This is a genomic window from Roseateles sp. GW821-FHT09B06 (genome assembly GCF_059418245.1).
Genome location: NZ_JBWKPM010000002.1, coordinates 296,870 through 316,046, shown reverse-complemented (window position 1 = coordinate 316,046; position 19,177 = coordinate 296,870). Strand labels below are relative to the sequence as shown.

Genomic DNA, 19,177 nt, shown 5'->3' with positions numbered 1-19,177 from the left:
CGCCGCCTGGGCTTCAAGACGCCGAGCGAAGTCTTTGCTCGGTCCTAGCGGTGTTGCACTTCAAAGTTGACTTCAAGGTTGCGTCACCTGGCGGCCCTTATTGGTCCTCATTGGCCCGCATGGCCGCGCTGAGCGCTACGCCCTGCCATCGTCGGAAGGTCAATCCCGGGACGCTGTCCCCCGTCGCCATGTCGGATACCTCAGCGTCCGCTGGACTTTGACATGGTGGGAAGGCCGACGATGCCTGCACCCTATTGATTGGAACCGCCATGCTGAGCTACCGCATCGAAGACATGACTTGTGGCCATTGCGCCAGCACCATCGCCCGGGCCGTGCGAGCCGCCGACGCCTGGGCAGGCCTGGAGATCGACCTCCACGCCAAGCTGATCCACATCCGGCCCGGCGAAGCAAGCGCGGCCGAGCTGATCGAGGCGATCTCGGAGGCCGGATACCACCCGACACCGGTGACGGCGGCTCAACGCACCGATGCGTCCGGCCGCAGCGGCGGTGGCTGCTGCTGCAACAGCGGCGGGAACTCAGCCGCCGCGGACGGCAGGCCGAGCACTTCCCAGGGTCAGACCAATGCGTGTGGCGCCTTGGCCGGATGACGCGAAAGGCTCGCCGCCATGCATGCGCGCAATGGCCGCAACGATGGACAGGCCCAGGCCATGGTTGACGCTGGCCCGGGCCCGTGCGGGGTCCGCCCGATAGAAGCGGTCAAACAGCCGAGGCAGGTGGGTCGGAGCAATGGCAGGACCTTCATTGATGACGGCCAAGGACACGGCGTCATCGGGTAATGCCGACAGCTCCACTTGAATCGTCGAGCCCGCCGTCGCGTAGCGCGTTGCATTGCCCAGCAGGTTGGACAGCGCACGCTTCAGCAAGGGCGCATCGAACTCGCCAGCGGCGTCGCCACGGATCCGGAGCCGCAGCCCGGCCTCTGCGATCGCCGCTTCGTGATACTCCGCCACGTCGTGCGCCAGGGCCGCCAGGCTCTGCACGACTTCCCGGCGCGCCGCCGTACCGCTGTTTGCATGCGAGAGGAACAGCATGTCGTTGACGATGCCGGCCATGCGGCGCAAGTCCTCCAGGTTCGATCCCAGCAGGTCGAGCGTCGCTTCCGGCAAGCCTGGCTGGCGCATGGCCACTTCGATGCTGGTGATCAAGGTGGCCAGCGGCGTGCGTAGTTCATGAGCCACATCGGCGTTGAACCCCTCCAACTGCTCGTAGGCCCGGTTCAGGCGGGCCAGCAGCGCGTTGAACTGCTGGACGAGGGGCTGCAGCTCGCGCGGCTGCAGCGAGCCGTCCAGCCGTTGATGCAGGTTCTCGGCGGCCAGGCCCTTGGTCTGCATGACCAGAGAGCGGACCGGTCTCAGGCCCAGGCTGACCAGGACGAAGCTGCCGGCCGAAACCAGCAGGGCACCGACCATTGACGCCCCCATCAACGCGGCCGCCAGACGCTGCAGAAACTGGTCGTCCGCGGCGGTATCCAGCGCCATGCGGGCGGACAGCGTGCCGCTCGCCGGCTCCCAATGCGGATAGGCAAAGGAGACCCACTTGAGTCTGCTGGCCCCGTCCGGGCGCGATGCGTTGTCGTAGAGCGTCCGTCCGTCTGGCCGCAGCAGGGTCAGGACCATGTCTCGATGCCCGAGGAAGAAGTCATCGAGCTTGTGCAGCAGATTGGGCAGATCACGGTCGCTGTGCGCCTCGGCAAGGACATGCTCGACCAGCTCGCGCTTGTGCTGCAGCGACTCGTTCTGGCGGGCATCGAGATCCGCGGCGGCAAACAGATAGACGGCCATGGAGACCAGGCCCAGCCCCGCGAAGGTCTGGGCGGCCAGCCATATGGACAGGCGCTCGCCCAGCGCGAGGGACGGGATCTTCATCGTGCCCGCTCCTCCAGCACATAGCCCATGCCACGCATGGTATGCAGCAGCGGGTGCTCGAACGGCACATCCAGCTTGCCGCGCAGGCGGCGGATGGCGACTTCGACCACATTGGTTTCGCTGTCGAAATTCATGTCCCAGACCTGCGAGGCGAGTTCCGTCCGGGTCACGACCTCACCTTGCCGCCTCAGCAGCAGGGCCAACAGGCTGAACTCCTTGGCCGTCAGGTCCAGGCGCTGTCCGGCCCGCAAGGCCTTGCGGCGCAGCAGATCCATTTCAAGATCGCCGAGGCGCAGCACCGTCTGCTCGCCGGCACTTCTGGGTCCGGCGCGCCGCAGCAGCACCTGGATGCGGGCCAGCAATTCCGAGAACGCGAAGGGCTTGATCAGGTAGTCGTCCGCCCCGGCCTGCAAGCCTTGCACCCGGTCGTCGACGCCCACCCGCGCGGTCAGCATCAGGACCGGCGTCTGCCTGGTGCGGCGCAGTGCGGCCAGCAGGCTCAGGCCGTCGATCCCCGGCAGCATGCTGTCCAGCAGCACCAGCTCATGGTCGCCCTCGATTGCCAGGTGCAGCCCGTCGATGCCATTCGGTGCGACCTCCACGGTATAGCCAGCCTCGCTCAGGCCCTTGCGCAGATAGTCCGCGAGCTTGGCTTCATCTTCGACGACAAGGAGCTTCATGGCGCGATTCTGGAGGCTTTCGGCCTCGGGTCGGATGACGAATTTGTCATGTGCCCGAGCCGTGGCCTTCGATGACAGATTCGTCATGCGCAGGACGGACTCTCGTCCCGGGCGGATTCCTACAGTGGCTGCCATGGCGTCGCAACACGACGCCGGACCAGCACCGCCGAATCACGGCAGCTGGCTTGAGCGCAAACCACAAGGAGTTCATATGTCGCGCATCAGTACCGCCATCGCAGCCACGGCCATCCTGGCTGCGATCTCCATGCCCGCCATGGCCGGCCAGGGCTTCACACCGGCCAACACCGAAGCCGGCGGCGCCTACCATGCGATGCCCGCGGGCAAGACGCGCGCGGAGGTCCTGGCGGAACTGCAACAGGCTCGCCAGGCCGGCGCGCTGGCCAAGGTCGACAGCGAGGCCGGCTACGCTCCCGAAGCCGAGACGGCCGCCCGTGCCGCCGAAAAGCTGGTCGGCCACAACGGCGCGCTGCAGTTCGACGCCCCCGCCGCGGGGGGCGGCCGTACCCGTGCCGAGGTGCTGGAGGAGCTGCGCCGCGCGCGCGAAGACGGCTCGCTGCGCCGCATGAACAGCAATCGCGGGTACTAGTTCGGCGCCCCTCCGAGCCGATTGAATTAAACTGGACTGATGAGCAAATTCCTGCGCATGGTGTTGACGTGGATGCTTGCAGTGGCGCTGCCGCTGCAGGGCTACGCCGTCCATGCCATGGCCGCCTGCGGGCCGGCTCATCATCGCCCGGCGGCCGCAATGGCCGAAATGCCGAGCCATCATCACGATGGCGCTGCGGCCGCGCACCATGCCACTGCAACGGACCAAGCCGAGGCCGCGGACGACCAGGTGGCGTCAGATGGCAAGTCCGCCCAGGCAAGCAAGTGCAGCGTCTGCGCATCTTGCTGCAACGCGGCCGCGCTCGCGGTCGCTACTTTCAAGCTGGATCTCGTGCCGGCCATGCCGGTGACCGTGGCCACCGTGCCGGTCGTGCATGACCGCATGCTGCCCGGCGGACTTGAACGTCCGCCTCGACTCCTGCTCGCCTGATCGGCGCACCCCGCTTCGCGCCTAGCGAAGCCGGAACGCGCCCGACCAGCACCCTTGCCGCGGCCTTGCGCCGACGGCCATGGGTCGATCCATCAGAAGCGAGTTCTACATGTCACAGACTATCAAGCGCCTTGGCGCAGCCGCTGCATGTGCGGTCGTGGTGGGCTTGATGCCGGCCGTCGCGACGGTTGCGCATGCCCAAAGCAGCGCCAGGGCCGACAAGCCCCAGGCCCGCCCGAATCCCTTGGACGCCAAGGCGGATGTGCCGGGCGTCATCTACCGTTCGGCCCTGCAGGGCTACCGGCCCTATGCGGACACCGAGCCGGGTTCCTGGACCGAGACCAACGAGCGGGTTGGCCGCATCGGCGGTTGGCGCGTCTATGCCAGGGAGGCGAGCGAGCCGCAGGCTCCGGCCTCGGCCGCCAGCGCGCCCAAGGAGCCTGTCAAGCAGGCGCCCGCCGCCGGGCATGGCGCTCACAAGATGCATTGAGGAGCCCTTATGCGAACCTATGGAACGACACGCGCGGCGGCGCTGGGCCGGCTGCACAGGCTGGCCCTGGCGGCCTCGCCCTTGCTGCTCGCCGGGTGCGCCAGCCTGAGCGCCGATGGCGGGCTGCAGCCGGTACAGCAGGCTGCCCAGCAGCATCTTGGCAAGACGGTTCAGATCCTGAAGTCCGATGCCGATGAAGACGAGATCGCCGGGCGGCTCGCCGAACTGCTGAGCCGGCCGCTCGATGCCGACAGCGCGGTCCAGATCGCGCTGCTGAACAACCGGGGCCTGCAGGCCAGCTTCCAGGAACTGGGCATTGCCCAGGCCGAGATGGTGCAGGCCAGCCGGATGCCCAATCCGGGCTTCAGTATCGCCCGCATGAAGCGCGGCGAAGAGCGCGAGATCGAGCGCAGCTTCTCTTTCGACCTCGCGCATCTGATCGCCTTGCCGATGACGCGGCAACTCGAATCGCGGCGCTTTGCCGCCACCCAGCGCGCGGTGTCGATGCAGATGCTGTCGCTGGCCGCCGAGACCCGCAAGGCCTTCTACGCGGCGGTCGCGGCCGAGCAGACCGCGCGCTATATGAAGGACGTGCGCGCCACCGCCGACGCCGGCGCGGAACTGGCCAAGCGGCTGGCCCTGGCCGGCAACTGGTCGAAGCTGCAGCAGGCGCGCGAGCATGGCTTCTTCGCCGAGACCACGCTGAACGCCGCGCGTGCCGAACAGGCCCGCGTGTCGAGCCGCGAGCGCCTGATCCGCCAGCTGGGCCTGTGGGGCACGCAGACCCAGTTCCACCTGCCGGACCGGCTGCCGGATCTGCCGAGCGAACCGGCCGACCGCCCGGACATCGAGCAGCTGGCGATGGCCCAGCGCCTGGACGTCCAGGCGGCCAGGCTGCAGGCCGAAGCGACGGCGAAGAACCTCGGCCTGAGCAAGGTGACGCGCTTCATCAATGTGCTGGAGTTCAGCTACCAGCGCAATTCCTCCAACGAGGCGCCGCGCCAGACCGGCTACGAGATCGGCTTCGAGATCCCGCTGTTCGACTGGGGCGGTGCCCGCATGGCGCGCGCCGAGGCGGTCTATATGCAGAGCGTGCAGCGCGCGGCGCAGACCGCCGTCGAGGCTCGTTCCGAGGTGCGCGAGGCCTACCAGGGCTACCGCAGCGCCTATGACATCGCCCGCCACTACCGCGACGACATCGTGCCGACCGCCAAGCGCGTCTCGGAAGAGAACCTGCTTCGCTACAACGGCATGTTCATCAGCGTGTTCGAGCTGCTGGCCGACGCGCGGGCCCAGATCGCCGGCGTCAATGCCTCGATCGAGGCGCTGCGCGACTTCTGGATGGCGCAGTCCGATCTCGACATGGCCCTGGTCGGTAAACCCAGCCTCAGCGGTCCCGGCGCGTCCGCATCGGTGGCTGCCAGCACCGCCGCCGGCCACTGAACCAGGAGAAGAACAAATGGTTTCTCGACGTGATTTTTTCCGCGGCGCCGGCGCCGTGACCGCCGCCGTATCGGCGGCTTCCGTCAGCCGTGTGGCCATGGCCGCGCTGCCCGAGCCCGTGCTGCAGGCCAAGCCCGACACGATGGCGCCGCTGCTGCCCAACAGCGGGCGCCCGTACAACCCGGTCGTGACGCTCAATGGCTGGACCCTGCCCTGGCGCATGAACCAGGGCGTCAAGGAGTTCCACCTGGTGGCCGAGCCGGTCGTGCGCGAACTCGCGCCCGGCATGAAGGCCCATCTGTGGGGCTACAACGGCCAGTCGCCCGGCCCGACGATCGAGGTGGTCGAGGGCGACCGCGTGCGCGTCTTCGTCACCAACAAGCTGCCCGAGCACACCAGCATCCACTGGCATGGCCAGCGCCTGCCCAATGGCATGGACGGCGTCTCGGGACTGACGCAGAAGGCGATCCAGCCCGGCAAGACCTATGTCTACGAGTTCGTCGCACGCCGCCCCGGCACCTTCATGTACCACCCGCATGCCGACGAGATGACGCAGATGGCGATGGGCATGATGGGCTTCTGGGTCACGCACCCGAAGGCCAAGCACCCGCTGATCGACGAGGTCCAGCGCGACTTCTGCTTCCTGCTCAATGCCTTCGACATCGATCCGGGCACCGCCACGCCCAAGATCATGACGATGACGGACTTCAACCTGTGGTGCTGGAACAGCCGCGTCTTCCCGGGCATCGATACCTTGAACGTGCGCAAGAACGACAAGGTGCGCATCCGCATCGGCAATCTGACGATGACCAACCACCCGATCCACCTGCATGGCCATGAGTTCCTGGTCACCGGCACCGATGGCGGCCCGACGCCCAAGAGCACGCGCTGGTACGAGGTCACGACCGATGTCGCGGTCGGGCAGATGCGTCAGATCGAGTTCCTGGCGGACGAGGAAGGCGACTGGGCCTTCCACTGCCACAAGAGCCATCACACGATGAACGCGATGGGGCACGACGTGCCGACGATGATCGGCGTCGACCACCGCGAGGTGGTCAAGCAGATCACGAAGCTGGTGCCCGACTACATGGTGATGGGCGAGCGCGGCATGGCCGACATGGCCGAGATGGAAATGCCGCTGCCCGACAACACGATCCCGATGATGACCGGCCAGGGGCCGTTCGGCGGGGTCGAGATGGGCGGCATGTTCTCGGTCCTGAAGGTACGCCGCAACCAGAAGGCCGGCGACTACAGCGATCCGGGCTGGTACCAGCATCCGAAGGGCGAGGTCGCGTTCGAGTGGACCGGTGCGCTGCCCGAGCCCGCGCGCTTCGCCGCCGAGGGCGGGCAATCGATGGCACGCCAGAAGCCCGGACCCACCGCAGAAGTCAAGGTCCGCAAGACCTCCGGGCATTCCGGGCACTGAGCCCCATTCATCCCATTTCCTATTTCCCCTTAGAAAGACTCCTATGAAGCTCAGCAAAACACAGGTGCTTGGTGCCGTCTTCACCGGCCTGATGGCTCTCAGCGTTGGCGCTCACGCCCATGGCAACGAGGATCACAAGAGGTCCAGCCCGGTGAAGAAGGAGCAGCAGGACTGGGGCATCGCCGCCGAGGCTCCGGCCGCCAAGCGAACCATCGAGATCAGGATGTCCGATGCCATGCGCTTCTCGCCCGACAAGATCGAGGTCAGGCAGGGCGAGACCGTGAGGTTCGTGATCAGGAACGATGGCCAGGTGATGCACGAGTTCGTGCTCGGCACCAAGAAGGTTCTCGACGAGCATGCCGCCCTGATGATGAAGTTCCCGGACATGGAGCATGACGAGCCTTACATGGCACATGTGAAGCCCGGTGCCAGCGGCGAGATCACCTGGACCTTCAACCGCGCCGGCGACTTCGACTTTGCCTGCCTGATCGCGGGCCATTACCAGGCGGGCATGGTGGGGAAGGTCAAGGTGGTCGGTAGCGCGGGCACCAAGAGCGTCAAGAGCGCGCAGGCTGGCAAGGCGGACGGACATGGCGACCACAAGCATTGAGCACCGGCGTCGCCTGATGGTGGGCAGCGCCTTGCTGCTCGCACTCCCAGCCTGGGGCCGAACAGATACGCCGGGACGGCACAAGCCCATGGTGCAGATCTGGAAAAGTCCCGCCTGCGGCTGCTGCAAGGACTGGATCGTGCACCTGGAGGCCAGTGGCTTCGCAACCCAAGTCAGCGACGTCGGCAATGCCGCCGCGCGCAAGCGCCTGGGAGTTCGGGACAAGCACGGTTCTTGTCACACGGCCCTGGTCGGTGGCTATGCCATCGAAGGGCATGTACCGGCCAAGGACATCCATCGCCTGCTGCGGGAGCGCCCCGCCGGCATCGGACTTGCCGTGCCCTTCATGCCCGTCGGTTCGCCGGGCATGGATGGCCCCGAGTATGGCGACCGCAAGGACCCCTACGACGTGCTGCTGCTGGCCAAGGATGGCAGCGCACGTGTTTTTCAAAGTTACCGTTGAAGGAGAAGACTCCCATGAAAGCACTGAAGCAACTCGGCCTGGCCGCGCTGATCGGCCTGACCTCGACCCTGTCCCTGACCGCCGTCGCGCAAGGCATGGACCACGGCAAGATGGGGGGCTCCGCCGCCAGCGCCACCGTCGACATGACCGACGGCGAAATCCGCAAGGTCGACAAGGACAACAAGAAGCTGACGATCAAGCACGGCGACATCAAGAACCTGGACATGCCGGGCATGACCATGGTCTTCCAGGTCAAGGATCCTGCGATGGTCGACCAGGTCAAGGTGGGCGACAAGATCCGTTTCAAGGTCGAGAAGGCCGGCAGCGGGTTCGTGGTGGCCGAACTGCAGCCGGCCGGAAAGTAAGCCGCCTGGGTCGATCCGCCGGATGCGAGCGCGACCGGTTGATCCGGACCACGTTGCGCGACGGTCCGGCAGCGCGGCATCTGCGCATGACTGCATCGAGCCGAGCAGCGAGCGCATCGACATGGGCATGATCCGACGACCAACATTCCGGCGGCGCTTGGCCGCCATGATGTTGTTCCCTTGGAACTTCGGCTTGGTCGCGGGTATCGCGAATGCTGGTGCCCTTGGCCTGCGCATGGCAATCCCGATGCCGTCTCGCAGGGCCACCATCTCACGCCAGAGATCGAAATCGGCATCCTCAACCGGCAATGCCTGGATCGCCGCCCGGCCGATCGGCAAGCCTTGCAGTGCCAGGTGTACCCGTGGCAACTCGCTCGCAACGCCTCAGGGCAAACCATCGCGTGGAAGTTCGCTCGACAGGATGCCGACCATAAGCCGGCTCGGCATTACGTTCCGTAATCTACGTGTTGATGAACTAGCGGCCGGTCTCTATATCGATCCGCGAGATCCGGGCCTCAGCGCCCGTGCGGCCAGGTCGACCTGGCCTTGGGCGCCTTGACGCTCTTGCCGCGCGCGGCCCAGAGCTTGTAGGCGCTGGAGGTGAGCTCGCGCTTCATCAGCTGCACCAGCTGGCCCTGGCCCAGGCCATGTTCCATCAGCACCTTGTTGTAGGGCGGCAAATCGTCCCAGGCGGTCTGGAGGACGGCGGCGATCTGCTCACGGCTGAGTTGCGGTACGGTCTTGGCCATCTTCTTGTTCAATGCCCTTCGAAATCGACCAGCGTGAACAGCGGCAGGCCGCTGTCGCGCAGGCGCTTGGAACCGCCCAGCTCGGGCAGGTCGACGATGGCCGCGCCTTCCACCACCGTGGCGCCCAGGCGCTGCAGCAGCTTGGCGCCGGCCATCATGGTGCCGCCGGTGGCGATCAGATCATCGATCAGCACGACGCGGTCGCCGGGGCGCACCGCATCGGTGTGCATCTCCACCGTGGCGCTGCCGTACTCCAGCTCGTAGGTCTCCGCCACCGTGGTGAAGGGCAGCTTGCCCTTCTTGCGGATCGGGATGAAGCCGATGTTCAGCTCGTAGGCCAGCACCGAACCGATGATGAAGCCGCGCGCATCCAGACCGGCTATTGCCGAGGGCTTCCGGTCGAAGTAGCGGTGCACGAACTGGTCGATCAGCACGCGGAACACGCGCGGGTTGGCCAGCAGCGGCGTGATGTCGCGGAACTGCACGCCCGGGCTGGGCCAGTCGGGCACGGTGCGGATGTGGCTCTTGATGTAGTCGGCGGGGCTTTGCTGCATGGCCCGGCGATTATCTCAGGCCAGGCACCCTGCATCCACCGCGCGCAGCGCGTAGGGGGTGAGCGTCAAGCGCAGCACACCATGCGGGCGCGGCCGCCCTGCTTGGCCTGGTAGAGCGCGCCGTCGGCGGCCTGGATCAGGGTCTGCGGCGGCTGCTGCGCGTCGCCGACGCGCGTCGCCACGCCGATGCTCAGGCTGATGCTGTGCCGCACCGGCGAGGCCGCATGCTCGATGCCGGCCAGGCGCACGCTGTCCAGGCAGCGCTGCGCTACCACCTGGGCGCCGGCCAGATCGGTGTCGACCAGTAGCACCGCGAACTCCTCGCCGCCGTAGCGGCACACCGGCTCGCCGCCGCGGCCCACGCAGCTGCGCAGCAGGGTGGCGACGCGGCGCAGGCAGTCATCGCCGGCGACATGGCCGTAATGGTCGTTGTACTGCTTGAAATGGTCGATATCGACCAGCAGCATTGCCAGCGGCTTGCCCGCGCGGGCGCTGCGCTGCCATTCGATCTGCAGCGCCTGGTCGAACAGGCGTCGGTTGCCCACGCCGGTCAGCCCGTCTGTGGTGGACTGGCGCGCCAGCAGCTCGTTGGCCTGGCGCAGGCGCATCTCCTGGCGCTTGCGCTCGCTGAAGTCGGTGATGATGCCGACGAACAGGTGGGTGGTGTCGGTCTTGACCTCGGCCACCGCCAGATGCACGGCCAGCTCGTGGCCGTCGCGGTGGCGCGCGCCGAATTCCTGGCCGCCCTGGGCGCGCACCAGCTCCAGCGGGTCGGCCGGCAGCTGGTTGACCAGCATGCTGAGGTGGCTGCCGCGCAGCTCGGCGGCGGTGAAGCCGAACAGGCGCGCGCAGGCCGGGTTGACCTCCAGCATGTGGCCGGCGGTGTCCAACGTGACGATGCCGTTGCTGGCGGCGTTGATCAGGGCCTGCAGATGGGCCTGGCTGGCGGCCAGGCGCTGCTGCTCGTGCACCAGGTCGCTGACCTCCAGGCGCACGCCGACCATGCCGCCGGAGGGCGTGCGGCGCTCGAAGATGCGCAGCCACATCTCGTCGTGCACCCGCTGCAGCAGCGGCGTCGCCTGCTGGCCGCGCGCGGCCTTGCGCTCGGCCAGCCAGGCCTCCTCGCGGCCGATCGCCTCGGGCACGCCGCGCACGGACAGCGAGGCGCGCACCAGCTCCTCGAAGCTGGCGCCGCGCTGGAACTCGCGCAGCTTGTGCGGGTAGAGCTCCACGAGGCGCTTGTTGTAGGCCACCAGCCGGTCGTCGGCATCGAAGATCTCGACGCTGGCGGGCAGGGCGTCGATCGCCTCCTCCAGGGTCAGCTGGGCCCGCTCGGCGCGCTTGCGCTCATGGCCGATGGCCGACAGGGCAAGGCCTGCCACCAGGGCGCTGAGCCCGAGGCTGACGACGCTGAGCCAGGGCATCCAGGCGCGGTCCAGCAGGCCGCCGAGGCTGCTCAGCAGCACGGCAACCTGCAGGATCAGGACCAGGCCGAAAGCCAGCGGCGGCCAGGTTCGCGCGAGGGTGGGGCGTTGCATCGTGCCTGCTCGGTTTGAAGCGAGCGATGCTACCCAGCCCCGGCGCTTCGCGCCAGCTCATATCGGGGCCCCCTGTGGAGGGATTGCCGGGCAGGCGGACCTATCAGCCGCCGCGCGTGACGGGCATCTCCACCTCGCCCGGCAGCTTCATGTGGCGCGCCAGCTCCAGCTTGGCCAGGGAGTTGCGGTGCACCTCGTCCGGGCCGTCGGCCAGGCGCAGGGTGCGCTGGTGCGCCCACATCATCGCCAGCGGCGTGTCCTGCGAGACCCCCATGCCGCCGTGCACCTGGATGGCCCAGTCGATGATCTTCAGCGCCATCGAGGGCGCGACGATCTTGATCATCGCGATCTCGGCCTTGGCGACCTTGTTGCCCACCGTGTCCATCATGTAGGCGGCCTTCAAGGTCAAGAGGCGCGCCTGCTCGATGCTGCAGCGCGCCTCGGCGATGCGCTCCTGCGTCACGGTCTGCTGCGCGACCGTTTTGCCGAAGGCGGTGCGGGCCAGCGCGCGCTCGCACATCAGCTCCAGCGCGCGTTCGGCGGCGCCGATCGAGCGCATGCAGTGGTGGATGCGGCCGGGGCCGAGGCGCCCCTGGGCGATCTCGAAGCCGCGGCCCTCGCCGAGCAGGATGTTCTCGGCCGGCACGCGCACGTTCTTCAGCTCGACCTCCATATGGCCGTGCGGCGCATCGTCGTAGCCGAACACCGAGAGAAAGCGCTTGACCGTGATGCCCGGCGCGTCGGCCGGCACGACGATCATCGACTGCTGCGAATGGCGGCCGGCCTCGGGGTTGGTCTTGCCCATCACGATATAGACGGCGCAGCGCGGATCGCCGGCGCCGCTGGACCACCACTTGGTGCCGTTGATCACATAGTCATCGCCGTCGCGCTCGATGCGGCATTCGATATTGGTCGCGTCGCTGGAGGCCACGGCCGGCTCGGTCATCAGGAAGGCCGAGCGGATCTCGCCGCGCAAGAGCGGCTCCAGCCAGCGCGTCTTCAGCGCTTCCGAACCGTAGCGCTCGATGGTCTCCATATTGCCGGTGTCCGGTGCCGAGCAGTTGAAGACCTCGGGCGCCCAGTGCACGCGGCCCATGATCTCGCACAGCGGCGCGTACTCCAGGTTCGACAGCCCTTCCGGTGCCCGCGTCGACTTGGGCAGGAACAGGTTCCACAGGCCGGCCTGGCGCGCCAGCGGCTTCAGCTCCTCGATCACCGTGGTCGGGATCCAGGCATTGCCCCGCTGGCGATTGGCCTCGATCTCGGCGTGGAAGCGATGCTCGTTGGGGTAGATATGCTGGTCCATGAAGGCCAGCAGGCGCGCACGCATCTCCTGGACCTTGGGGCTGTAGTCGAAGTTCATCTGGGGGCCTCTTTATTGGTTCGCTGCCGTGCGTCCAGTGTCGCGCAAGGGCGCCGGCCCGCCTGTCGCGCAGGCGGCAGGATGGCTGTCTCCCAGGCATCATCAGGTCCGCAGCAGTTTTTCCTCGGCCAGCGCCAGCGCCTCCGGCATGCCCGACAACACCAGGGTGTCGCCGCCGGCCAGGGCCAGATCGGCATCGCCCGGCACCACGGCGCCGTTGGCGCGCCGCACCGAGACCACGGCCACGCCGATGGCATGCAGGGCCAGGTGCGCGAGCGGCTGCCGGGTATGCGGGCTGGCCTGCGGCAGGGTGACCGAGCGCAGCCGGGCCTGCTCGCGCTCCTCGGTGGTGTCGTCGTCGGCGCCGTGGAAATAGCCGCGCAGCAGGCCGTAGCGCGCGTCGCGCGCGTCGCGGGTGATGCGGATCACCCGACGCATCGGCACGCCCACCAGGGCCAGCGCATGGCTGGCCAGCATCAGCGAGCCCTCGATGGCCTCGGGCACCACCTCGGTGGCGCCGGCGGCGCGCAGCTTCTCGAGGTCGGTGTCGTCGATGGTGCGCACCACCACCGGCACATGGGCCGCATGGGCCCGCACCAGCTGCAGGATCTTCAGCGCCGAGGGCGTGTCGTGGTAGCTGACCACCACCGCGCTGGCGCGGGCCAGACCGGCCGCCATCAGGCTCTGCAGGCGCGCCGCGTCGCCGAACACCACGCTCTGGCCGGCCGCCGCGGCCTGGCGCACGCGGTCCGGGTCCAGGTCCAGCGCCATATAGGGAATGGCCTCGGCCTCCAGCAGGCGCGCCAGGTTCTGGCCGCTGCGGCCGTAGCCGCAGATGATCACATGGGCGTCGGCCTTGATCGACTTCTTGGCGATGGTGGTCAGCTGCACCGACTGCAGCAGCCAGTCGCTGGCCGAGAGCTTCATCACGATGCGGTTGCTGTACATGAAGAGGATGGGCGTGGCTAGCATCGACAGCACCATGCCCGCCAGCACCGGGCTGACCCATTGCGGCGCGATCAGCGCATGCTGGGCGCCCAGGGTCAGCAGCACGAAGCCGAACTCGCCGGCCTGCGCCAGGTACAGGCCGGTGCGCAGCGCCACGCCGGTGGGCGCGCGCAGCAGCTTGGCCAGGCCGGCGATCAGCACGAACTTGGCGGCGGTGGGTGCCAGGGTCAGGGCCAGCACCAGCGGCCATTGCTCCCATACCGGGCGCCAGTCCAGCTTCATGCCGATGGTGATGAAGAACAGGCCCAGCAGCACGTCGTGGAAGGGACGGATGTCGGTTTCCACCTGGTGCTTGTATTCGGTCTCGGCGATCAGCATGCCGGCGACGAAGGCGCCCAGCGCCAGCGACAGGCCGGCATGCTCGGTCAGCCAGGCCAGGCCCAGCGTGACGAGCAGCAGGTTCAGCATGAACAGCTCCTCGCTCCTGCGCCGCGCGACGAGCGTGAGCCACCAGCGCATCGCCTGCTGCCCGCCCAGCAGCAGCACGCCCAGCACCACGGCCGCCTTCAGCCCGGCCCAGCCCAGCGATTCCAGCATCTCCCCGCCGCTGCTGTGCAGCGCCGGGATCATCACCAGCAGCGGCACGACGGCCAGATCCTGGAACAGCAGCACGCCCAGCACGCGGCGGCCATGTTCGCTTTCCAGCTCCAGGCGTTCGGCCATCAGCTTGACGACGATGGCGGTCGAGCTCATCGCCATCGAGGCGCCCAGCACCAGCGCGCCCTGCCAGGACAGCTCCCAGCGCATGCCCATGAGCGCCAGGCCGCGATCCAGCAGCACATGGCCGGCCAGCGCGCCCAGAATGGTCAGCAGCACCTGCAGCAGCCCCAGGCCGAACACCATGGCCCGCATGCTGCGCAGCTTGGGCAGGTTGAATTCCAGCCCGATCACGAACATCAGGAACACCACGCCGAACTCGGCCAGGTAGCGGATGCTGGCGCCGTTCCCGTCCGGCCCGCCGAGCGCCAGCGCGTGGGGGCCGATCAGCACGCCCACCGCCAGATAGCCCAGCATCGGCGGCAGCTTCAGGGAGCGGCAGATCACCACCCCCAGTACCGCGGCGACGAGATACAGCAGGGCGAGGTCCAGCGAGGTGATCATGTAACGATATTACCGGGCGGCCGCCGCGCGACCGACCCGGGATTGACCATCCCCGCCGCTTCGGGCCGACCCGTAGGGGATATGGCGAAAAAGCTTGTCGCGGCGCAAACTCCGCGGGCGCTATGCGCGGCTCGCATGGCCACATGCGCACTCGGCTTTGGAAATCCTGGCGCGGCCCGTCCAGTTCGCGCTACCGTTCGCGCCACCGAAAAGTTACGGAGCATTGCATGCCCAACCTGTCCTTTGTCTCGCCCACGCGCAACAGTCCCTGGGGCACCTACCTGTCCCAGATCGACGCCGTAGAGCCGTACCTCGGCAACCTGGCACGCTGGGTCGAGACGCTGCGCCGACCCAAGCGCGCCCTGATCGTCGACATCCCCATCGAGCTGGACAACGGCACGATCGCCCACTATGAGGGCTACCGCGTCCAGCACAGCCTGACCCGCGGCCCCGGCAAGGGCGGCGTGCGCTACCACCCCGACGTCACGCTGGAAGAAGTGATGGCCCTGTCGGCCTGGATGACGATCAAGAACGCCGCGGTCAACCTGCCCTACGGCGGCGCCAAGGGCGGCATCCGGCTGGATCCCAAGACCCTGTCGATGAAGGAGCTGGAGAAGGTCACGCGCCGCTACACCAGCGAGATCGGCATCATCATCGGCCCGCAGCAGGACATTCCGGCCCCGGACGTCAACACCAACGGCCAGATCATGGCCTGGATGATGGACACCTACTCGATGAACACCGGGGCCACGGCCACCGGTGTCGTCACCGGCAAACCGATCCCGCTGGGCGGCTCGCTGGGCCGCGTGGCCGCCACCGGCCGCGGCGTGTTCGTGATCGGCCGCGAGGCGATGCGTCGCCTGAACGTGCCGATGGAAGGCGCCAGGGTCGCGGTGCAGGGCTTCGGCAATGTCGGCTCGATCGCCGCCAAGCTGTTCTGCGCCAACGGCGCCAAGGTGGTGGCCGTGCAGGACCATACCGGCACCATCCTGAACGAGCAGGGCGTCGACATGGGCGCGCTGCTGGACCATGTGGCCCAGACCGGCGGCGTGAGCGGCTTCAAGGGCGCCGACGTGATCGCCAACGAGAATTTCTGGGACGTCAAGACCGATGTGCTGATCCCGGCCGCGCTGGAAGGCCAGATCACCGCCGAGCGCGCCCAGCGCCTCTCGACGCGCATCGTGCTGGAAGGCGCCAACGGCCCGACCACGCCCGACGGCGACCAGGTGCTGGCCGACCGCGGCATCATCGTCGTGCCCGATGTGATCGCCAATTCGGGCGGCGTGACGGTGTCCTACTTCGAATGGGTGCAGGATTTCTCGAGCTTCTTCTGGACCGAGGACGAGATCAATGTCCGCCTGGACAAGATCATCACCGGCGCCTTCAAGGGCATCTGGGAGACCAGCGAGCAGCACAAGATCACGCTGCGTACCGCGGCGTTCACGGTGGCCTGCACGCGGGTGCTGCAGGCGCGCGAGGAGCGCGGTCTGTATCCTTGAGCCCCCCTACGCGCTGTGCGCGCCCCCTCAAGGGGGCACGCCCGCAGGACCGGCAAAGCCGGATCCTCGGGCGTCGCTGGACAGGGCCCTCGCGGGCCCTTTCTCGTGGGTGCTGTTTGTCCAAGACTACTCGCTGGGGCGGGCGTGCCCAGCTCGTCGGCAGATCCTGCAGCACCTGCCGTGCGTCCAGCGAGCGGATCGGCACCGCCAGGTCGGCCGGGATGCGCTGGCGCGCCCGCAGCGCCATGTAGCGCAGCGCGCTGACGCGCAGGAAGGACGCGAAATTGCCCACCGCGTCACGGGCCTGGACCAGCTCGTCGTAGAGCTTCTCGATCAGCTGGGTCACGCCCATGCCGTCGCGCGCGCCGATCTCTTCCAGCCCCTCCGTTCTCCAGCCGGATGCTGCTGACCACGCCATGCCCGCGGTCAGCACATGGTCGCCGGCCCGCTTGCCGGGGCAGACCGCGTCGACCCGGTGGCCGACCGCCTGCAGCGCCTGGAAGGGCACCATGATCTCGTAGTCCTCGACATAGTCGCCGGCCAGCGGCAACAGTTTCTTGGCATTGCCCATGCTCGTCTCCTTGGGGTGGCGGCGCTCCTTGCGGCGCCTGCCCCATTGTGGAAAGACGCCGCGTCCTGCGGGTAACAGCCGGGTACGACGGCCGCTACACTGGCCGGATGACGCCAGAACAGCTTCCCCCCTTCGACCCGCAGCGCGTGCTGGCCATGGCACGCCACACCCTGGAGATCGAGGCCAAGGCCCTGACCGGCCTGGTGCCGCGCCAGGGCGAGGCCTTCGTGGCCGCGGTGCAGGCCATGCTGGCCTGCAGCGGCCGCGTGGCCGTGATGGGCATGGGCAAGAGCGGCCATGTGGGCCGCAAGATCGCCGCCACCCTGGCTTCCACCGGCACGCCGGCGCTGTTCGTCCATCCCGCCGAGGCCAGCCATGGTGACCTGGGCATGGTGACGGTCAAGGACGTGGTGCTGGCCCTGTCGAATTCCGGCGAGAGCGACGAGCTCAACGCCATCCTGCCGGTGCTCAAGCGCCTGGGCGTGACCATCGTCGCGATGACCGGCGGCGCCGGCTCCAGCCTGGCCCGCCATGCCAGCATCGTGCTGGACAGCAAGGTCGACCAGGAGGCCTGCCCGCTGAACCTGGCCCCGACCGCCAGCACCACGGCCCAGTTGGCCCTGGGCGACGCGCTGGCCGTGGCCCTGCTGGATGCGCGCGGTTTCAAGGAAGAGGACTTCGCGCGCTCGCATCCCGGCGGCGCCCTGGGTCGCAAGCTGCTGACCCATGTGCGCGACCTGATGCGCAGCGGCGCCGCGCTGCCGCGCGTGGCGCCCGCGGCGCCGTTCACCGAAATGATGCGCGAGATGTCGGCCAAGGGCCTCGGCGCGGCCATCGTCGTCGACGCCGACGACAAGGTGCTGGGCATCTTCACCGACGGCGACCTGCGCCGCCTGATCGAGCGCGGCGAGGATCTGCGCGCGCTGCAGGCCGGCGCGGTGGCCTCCAGGAACCCGCGCACCGTGGCCGCCGACGCGCTGGCCGTCGATGCCGCCGACCTGATGGAGGCCGCCCGCATCACGCTGGTGCTGGTCGTCGATGCCGAGCAGCGCCTGGTCGGCGCGATCAGCATCAACGACCTGATGCAGGCCAAGGTGATCTGATGACGACCGCCCTGCGCCTCACGCCTGCCCTGCGCTTCGATCCCGAGACCCTGCTGAAGGCCCAGGGCCCCGGCCTCGGCCTGAAGGCTGCGATCTTCGATGTCGACGGCGTGCTGACCGACGGCCGCATCTACATCTCCGAGCGCGGCGAGGACTTCAAGGCCTTCTCCACGCTGGACGGCCATGGCCTGAAGCTGCTGGACCAGGGCGGCATCACGCCCATCATCATCACCGGCCGCGATTCGCCGGCGCTGCGCCGCCGCGTCGCCGATCTCGGCCTCAGGCACGCGGTCTACGGTGCCAAGGACAAGCTCGCCGTGGCCCAGCCGCTGCTGGACCAGCTGGGCCTCGCCTGGCCCGAGGTCGCCGCCATGGGCGACGACTGGCCCGACCTGCCCCTGCTGCTGCGCGCCGGTTTCGCCTGCGCACCGGCCCAGGCCCATGCCGAGGTCCGGGCCGTGGCCCACTACATCACCCGGGCCGACGGCGGCCATGGCGCGGCGCGCGAATGCTGCGATCTGCTGCTCAGCGCGGCCGGACGCTACGAGGCCCTGCTGAATGGCCACCTGTCCACGCTGGACGGGGGCACGCCCTGATGGCCGCGACGCTGGCGCCGCTGAAGGCCCCCGCCCAGCGCCGCCTGCCGCAATCCTGGCTGTGGCGGCTGCAGAGCCTGCTGTCCACCTACCTGCCCCTGCTGCTGATGGCCTTCCTGGCCGCGGGCACCTGGTGGCTGGTGAAGAACACGCCGGGCCTGGACGGCCCCACCGAGAAGCCGGTGCCGCGCCATGTGCCCGACTACCGCATGCTGGGCTTCGAGCTGCAGCGCTTCGACACGGCGGGCGCGCTGCGCTTTCGCGTCGAGGGCAGCGAGATGCGCCATTTCCCGGACACCGACACCGTCGAGATCGACGCCGTGCGCATCCGCGCCTTCGGCGCCGACGGCAGCATGACCCTGGCCACCGCCAAGCGCGCGCTCGGCAATGGCGACGGCAGCGAGCTGCAGCTGCTGGGCGATGTGACCGTGCGGCGCTTCGAGAAGGGCAAGGACGGCCAGCTGTCCGAGGCGCCGCGGCTGCAGGTGGAGGGCGAGTTCCTGCACGCCTTCCTGAACCAGGAGATCCTGCGGTCGCACCTGCCGGTGCGGCTGCGCTATGCCGGCGGCGACATCAATGCCCGCAACTTCGTCTACAACCACCTGAGTGGCAAGGTGGAGTTCGGCGGTCGCGCCTCGGCGCGTTTCGAGCCCCTGCCCAAGCGCTGAAGTGAAG

General features: G+C 68.2%; 20 protein-coding genes and 2 pseudogenes. 13 read left to right on the top strand and 9 right to left on the bottom strand.

What is annotated here, in order from left to right:
* Positions 1-269 precede the first annotated feature (269 nt).
* A complete protein-coding gene (locus AC07OQ_RS03325) occupies positions 270-608 on the top strand; it encodes a heavy-metal-associated domain-containing protein (RefSeq protein ID WP_495051664.1) in 339 nt (112 codons plus the stop codon).
* On the opposite strand, the gene AC07OQ_RS03320 is transcribed toward AC07OQ_RS03325, so the two are convergent.
* A complete protein-coding gene (locus AC07OQ_RS03320) occupies positions 537-1,886 on the bottom strand; it encodes a heavy metal sensor histidine kinase (RefSeq protein WP_495051663.1) in 1,350 nt (449 codons plus the stop codon). The genes AC07OQ_RS03325 and AC07OQ_RS03320 overlap by 72 nt on opposite strands.
* Positions 1,883-2,566, bottom strand: coding sequence for a heavy metal response regulator transcription factor (locus tag AC07OQ_RS03315; RefSeq protein ID WP_495051662.1), 684 nt, complete (start codon positions 2,564-2,566; stop codon positions 1,883-1,885). Before AC07OQ_RS03315 ends, AC07OQ_RS03320 begins: the two co-directional genes overlap by 4 nt.
* 211 nt (positions 2,567-2,777) lie before the next feature.
* Here AC07OQ_RS03315 and AC07OQ_RS03310 point away from each other — a divergent pair, with 211 nt between their 5' ends.
* The 8 genes from AC07OQ_RS03310 to AC07OQ_RS03275 all read left to right on the top strand — a co-directional run bounded on the left by AC07OQ_RS03310 (position 2,778) and on the right by AC07OQ_RS03275 (position 8,420).
* The gene (locus AC07OQ_RS03310; protein ID WP_495051661.1) at positions 2,778-3,173 is read left to right on the top strand and encodes a DUF4148 domain-containing protein; all 396 of its coding nucleotides are present in this window, start codon (positions 2,778-2,780) and stop codon (positions 3,171-3,173) included.
* Positions 3,174-3,212: 39 nt separating this feature from the next.
* Positions 3,213-3,623, top strand: coding sequence for a hypothetical protein (locus AC07OQ_RS03305; protein ID WP_495051660.1), 411 nt, complete (start codon positions 3,213-3,215; stop codon positions 3,621-3,623).
* Between the two features lie 109 nt (positions 3,624-3,732).
* Positions 3,733-4,113, top strand: a complete 381-nt coding sequence (locus AC07OQ_RS03300; protein ID WP_495051659.1) for a hypothetical protein — start codon at positions 3,733-3,735, stop codon at positions 4,111-4,113.
* Between the two features lie 9 nt (positions 4,114-4,122).
* Complete coding sequence (locus AC07OQ_RS03295; RefSeq protein ID WP_495051658.1) at positions 4,123-5,556, top strand: TolC family protein; 1,434 nt, start codon at positions 4,123-4,125, stop codon at positions 5,554-5,556.
* Positions 5,557-5,572: 16 nt separating this feature from the next.
* Entirely contained in the window at positions 5,573-6,982 is a 1,410-nt protein-coding gene (locus AC07OQ_RS03290) for a multicopper oxidase family protein (RefSeq protein WP_495051657.1), read from the top strand.
* Between the two features lie 43 nt (positions 6,983-7,025).
* Positions 7,026-7,592: a cupredoxin domain-containing protein gene (locus AC07OQ_RS03285; protein ID WP_495051656.1), complete on the top strand. Its 567-nt coding sequence runs from the start codon at positions 7,026-7,028 to the stop codon at positions 7,590-7,592.
* Positions 7,573-8,055 (top strand): DUF411 domain-containing protein, encoded by a 483-nt coding sequence (locus tag AC07OQ_RS03280; protein WP_495051655.1) that lies wholly within the window; start codon positions 7,573-7,575, stop codon positions 8,053-8,055. The genes AC07OQ_RS03285 and AC07OQ_RS03280 overlap by 20 nt, the downstream gene beginning before the upstream one ends.
* 14 nt (positions 8,056-8,069) lie before the next feature.
* A complete protein-coding gene (locus AC07OQ_RS03275; protein WP_495051654.1) occupies positions 8,070-8,420 on the top strand; it encodes a copper-binding protein in 351 nt (116 codons plus the stop codon).
* A 515-nt stretch (positions 8,421-8,935) separates the two neighbouring features.
* On the opposite strand, the gene AC07OQ_RS03270 is transcribed toward AC07OQ_RS03275, so the two are convergent.
* From AC07OQ_RS03270 to AC07OQ_RS03250, 5 genes are all read right to left on the bottom strand, one after another.
* Positions 8,936-9,169 carry a DUF2805 domain-containing protein gene (locus AC07OQ_RS03270; protein ID WP_495051653.1) on the bottom strand — a complete coding sequence of 78 codons (234 nt, stop codon included), beginning with the start codon at positions 9,167-9,169 and terminating at the stop codon, positions 8,936-8,938.
* A gap of 8 nt (positions 9,170-9,177) precedes the next feature.
* Positions 9,178-9,723, bottom strand: coding sequence for an adenine phosphoribosyltransferase (locus AC07OQ_RS03265; protein WP_495051652.1), 546 nt, complete (start codon positions 9,721-9,723; stop codon positions 9,178-9,180).
* A gap of 65 nt (positions 9,724-9,788) precedes the next feature.
* A complete protein-coding gene (locus AC07OQ_RS03260; protein WP_495051651.1) occupies positions 9,789-11,261 on the bottom strand; it encodes a GGDEF domain-containing protein in 1,473 nt (490 codons plus the stop codon).
* Between the two features lie 103 nt (positions 11,262-11,364).
* A complete protein-coding gene (locus AC07OQ_RS03255) occupies positions 11,365-12,624 on the bottom strand; it encodes an acyl-CoA dehydrogenase family protein (RefSeq protein WP_495051650.1) in 1,260 nt (419 codons plus the stop codon).
* 102 nt (positions 12,625-12,726) lie between these two features.
* Positions 12,727-14,733, bottom strand: a complete 2,007-nt coding sequence (locus AC07OQ_RS03250) for a cation:proton antiporter (RefSeq protein ID WP_495051649.1) — start codon at positions 14,731-14,733, stop codon at positions 12,727-12,729.
* A gap of 227 nt (positions 14,734-14,960) precedes the next feature.
* On the opposite strand from AC07OQ_RS03250, the gene AC07OQ_RS03245 reads away from it, so the two are divergent.
* Positions 14,961-16,232 carry a Glu/Leu/Phe/Val family dehydrogenase gene (locus AC07OQ_RS03245; RefSeq protein WP_495051648.1) on the top strand — a complete coding sequence of 424 codons (1,272 nt, stop codon included), beginning with the start codon at positions 14,961-14,963 and terminating at the stop codon, positions 16,230-16,232.
* 151 nt (positions 16,233-16,383) lie between these two features.
* Here AC07OQ_RS03245 and AC07OQ_RS03240 read toward each other — a convergent pair.
* Both AC07OQ_RS03240 and AC07OQ_RS03235 read right to left on the bottom strand, forming a co-directional pair.
* Positions 16,384-16,693 (bottom strand): annotated as a pseudogene (locus AC07OQ_RS03240) (ribbon-helix-helix domain-containing protein); the annotation flags it as partial.
* Positions 16,654-16,803 (bottom strand): annotated as a pseudogene (locus tag AC07OQ_RS03235) (protease); the annotation flags it as partial. The pseudogenes AC07OQ_RS03235 and AC07OQ_RS03240, both read right to left, overlap by 40 nt.
* A 107-nt stretch (positions 16,804-16,910) precedes the next feature.
* Here AC07OQ_RS03235 and AC07OQ_RS03230 point away from each other — a divergent pair.
* From AC07OQ_RS03230 to lptC, 3 genes are read left to right on the top strand one after another with little or no spacing between them, the layout of a single operon-like run.
* Positions 16,911-17,906 carry a KpsF/GutQ family sugar-phosphate isomerase gene (locus AC07OQ_RS03230; RefSeq protein WP_495051647.1) on the top strand — a complete coding sequence of 332 codons (996 nt, stop codon included), beginning with the start codon at positions 16,911-16,913 and terminating at the stop codon, positions 17,904-17,906.
* A complete protein-coding gene (locus tag AC07OQ_RS03225; RefSeq protein ID WP_495051646.1) occupies positions 17,906-18,502 on the top strand; it encodes a KdsC family phosphatase in 597 nt (198 codons plus the stop codon). The genes AC07OQ_RS03230 and AC07OQ_RS03225 overlap by 1 nt, the downstream gene beginning before the upstream one ends.
* Entirely contained in the window at positions 18,502-19,170 is a 669-nt protein-coding gene (gene lptC / locus AC07OQ_RS03220) for an LPS export ABC transporter periplasmic protein LptC (protein WP_495051645.1), read from the top strand. Before AC07OQ_RS03225 ends, lptC begins: the two co-directional genes overlap by 1 nt.
* Positions 19,171-19,177: the final 7 nt, after the last annotated feature.

Bases quoted from the DNA above. Each gene is read 5' to 3' on its own strand.
- AC07OQ_RS03325 (WP_495051664.1), top strand. From the start codon at position 270: ATGCTGAGCTACCGCATCGAAGACATGACTTGTGGCCATTGCGCCAGC.
- AC07OQ_RS03320 (WP_495051663.1), bottom strand. From the start codon at position 1,886: ATGAAGATCCCGTCCCTCGCGCTGGGCGAGCGCCTGTCCATATGGCTG.
- AC07OQ_RS03315 (WP_495051662.1), bottom strand. From the start codon at position 2,566: ATGAAGCTCCTTGTCGTCGAAGATGAAGCCAAGCTCGCGGACTATCTG.
- AC07OQ_RS03310 (WP_495051661.1), top strand. From the start codon at position 2,778: ATGTCGCGCATCAGTACCGCCATCGCAGCCACGGCCATCCTGGCTGCG.
- AC07OQ_RS03305 (WP_495051660.1), top strand. From the start codon at position 3,213: ATGAGCAAATTCCTGCGCATGGTGTTGACGTGGATGCTTGCAGTGGCG.
- AC07OQ_RS03300 (WP_495051659.1), top strand. From the start codon at position 3,733: ATGTCACAGACTATCAAGCGCCTTGGCGCAGCCGCTGCATGTGCGGTC.
- AC07OQ_RS03295 (WP_495051658.1), top strand. From the start codon at position 4,123: ATGCGAACCTATGGAACGACACGCGCGGCGGCGCTGGGCCGGCTGCAC.
- AC07OQ_RS03290 (WP_495051657.1), top strand. From the start codon at position 5,573: ATGGTTTCTCGACGTGATTTTTTCCGCGGCGCCGGCGCCGTGACCGCC.
- AC07OQ_RS03285 (WP_495051656.1), top strand. From the start codon at position 7,026: ATGAAGCTCAGCAAAACACAGGTGCTTGGTGCCGTCTTCACCGGCCTG.
- AC07OQ_RS03280 (WP_495051655.1), top strand. From the start codon at position 7,573: ATGGCGACCACAAGCATTGAGCACCGGCGTCGCCTGATGGTGGGCAGC.
- AC07OQ_RS03275 (WP_495051654.1), top strand. From the start codon at position 8,070: ATGAAAGCACTGAAGCAACTCGGCCTGGCCGCGCTGATCGGCCTGACC.
- AC07OQ_RS03270 (WP_495051653.1), bottom strand. From the start codon at position 9,169: ATGGCCAAGACCGTACCGCAACTCAGCCGTGAGCAGATCGCCGCCGTC.
- AC07OQ_RS03265 (WP_495051652.1), bottom strand. From the start codon at position 9,723: ATGCAGCAAAGCCCCGCCGACTACATCAAGAGCCACATCCGCACCGTG.
- AC07OQ_RS03260 (WP_495051651.1), bottom strand. From the start codon at position 11,261: ATGCAACGCCCCACCCTCGCGCGAACCTGGCCGCCGCTGGCTTTCGGC.
- AC07OQ_RS03255 (WP_495051650.1), bottom strand. From the start codon at position 12,624: ATGAACTTCGACTACAGCCCCAAGGTCCAGGAGATGCGTGCGCGCCTG.
- AC07OQ_RS03250 (WP_495051649.1), bottom strand. From the start codon at position 14,733: ATGATCACCTCGCTGGACCTCGCCCTGCTGTATCTCGTCGCCGCGGTA.
- AC07OQ_RS03245 (WP_495051648.1), top strand. From the start codon at position 14,961: ATGCCCAACCTGTCCTTTGTCTCGCCCACGCGCAACAGTCCCTGGGGC.
- AC07OQ_RS03230 (WP_495051647.1), top strand. From the start codon at position 16,911: ATGACGCCAGAACAGCTTCCCCCCTTCGACCCGCAGCGCGTGCTGGCC.
- AC07OQ_RS03225 (WP_495051646.1), top strand. From the start codon at position 17,906: ATGACGACCGCCCTGCGCCTCACGCCTGCCCTGCGCTTCGATCCCGAG.
- lptC (WP_495051645.1), top strand. From the start codon at position 18,502: ATGGCCGCGACGCTGGCGCCGCTGAAGGCCCCCGCCCAGCGCCGCCTG.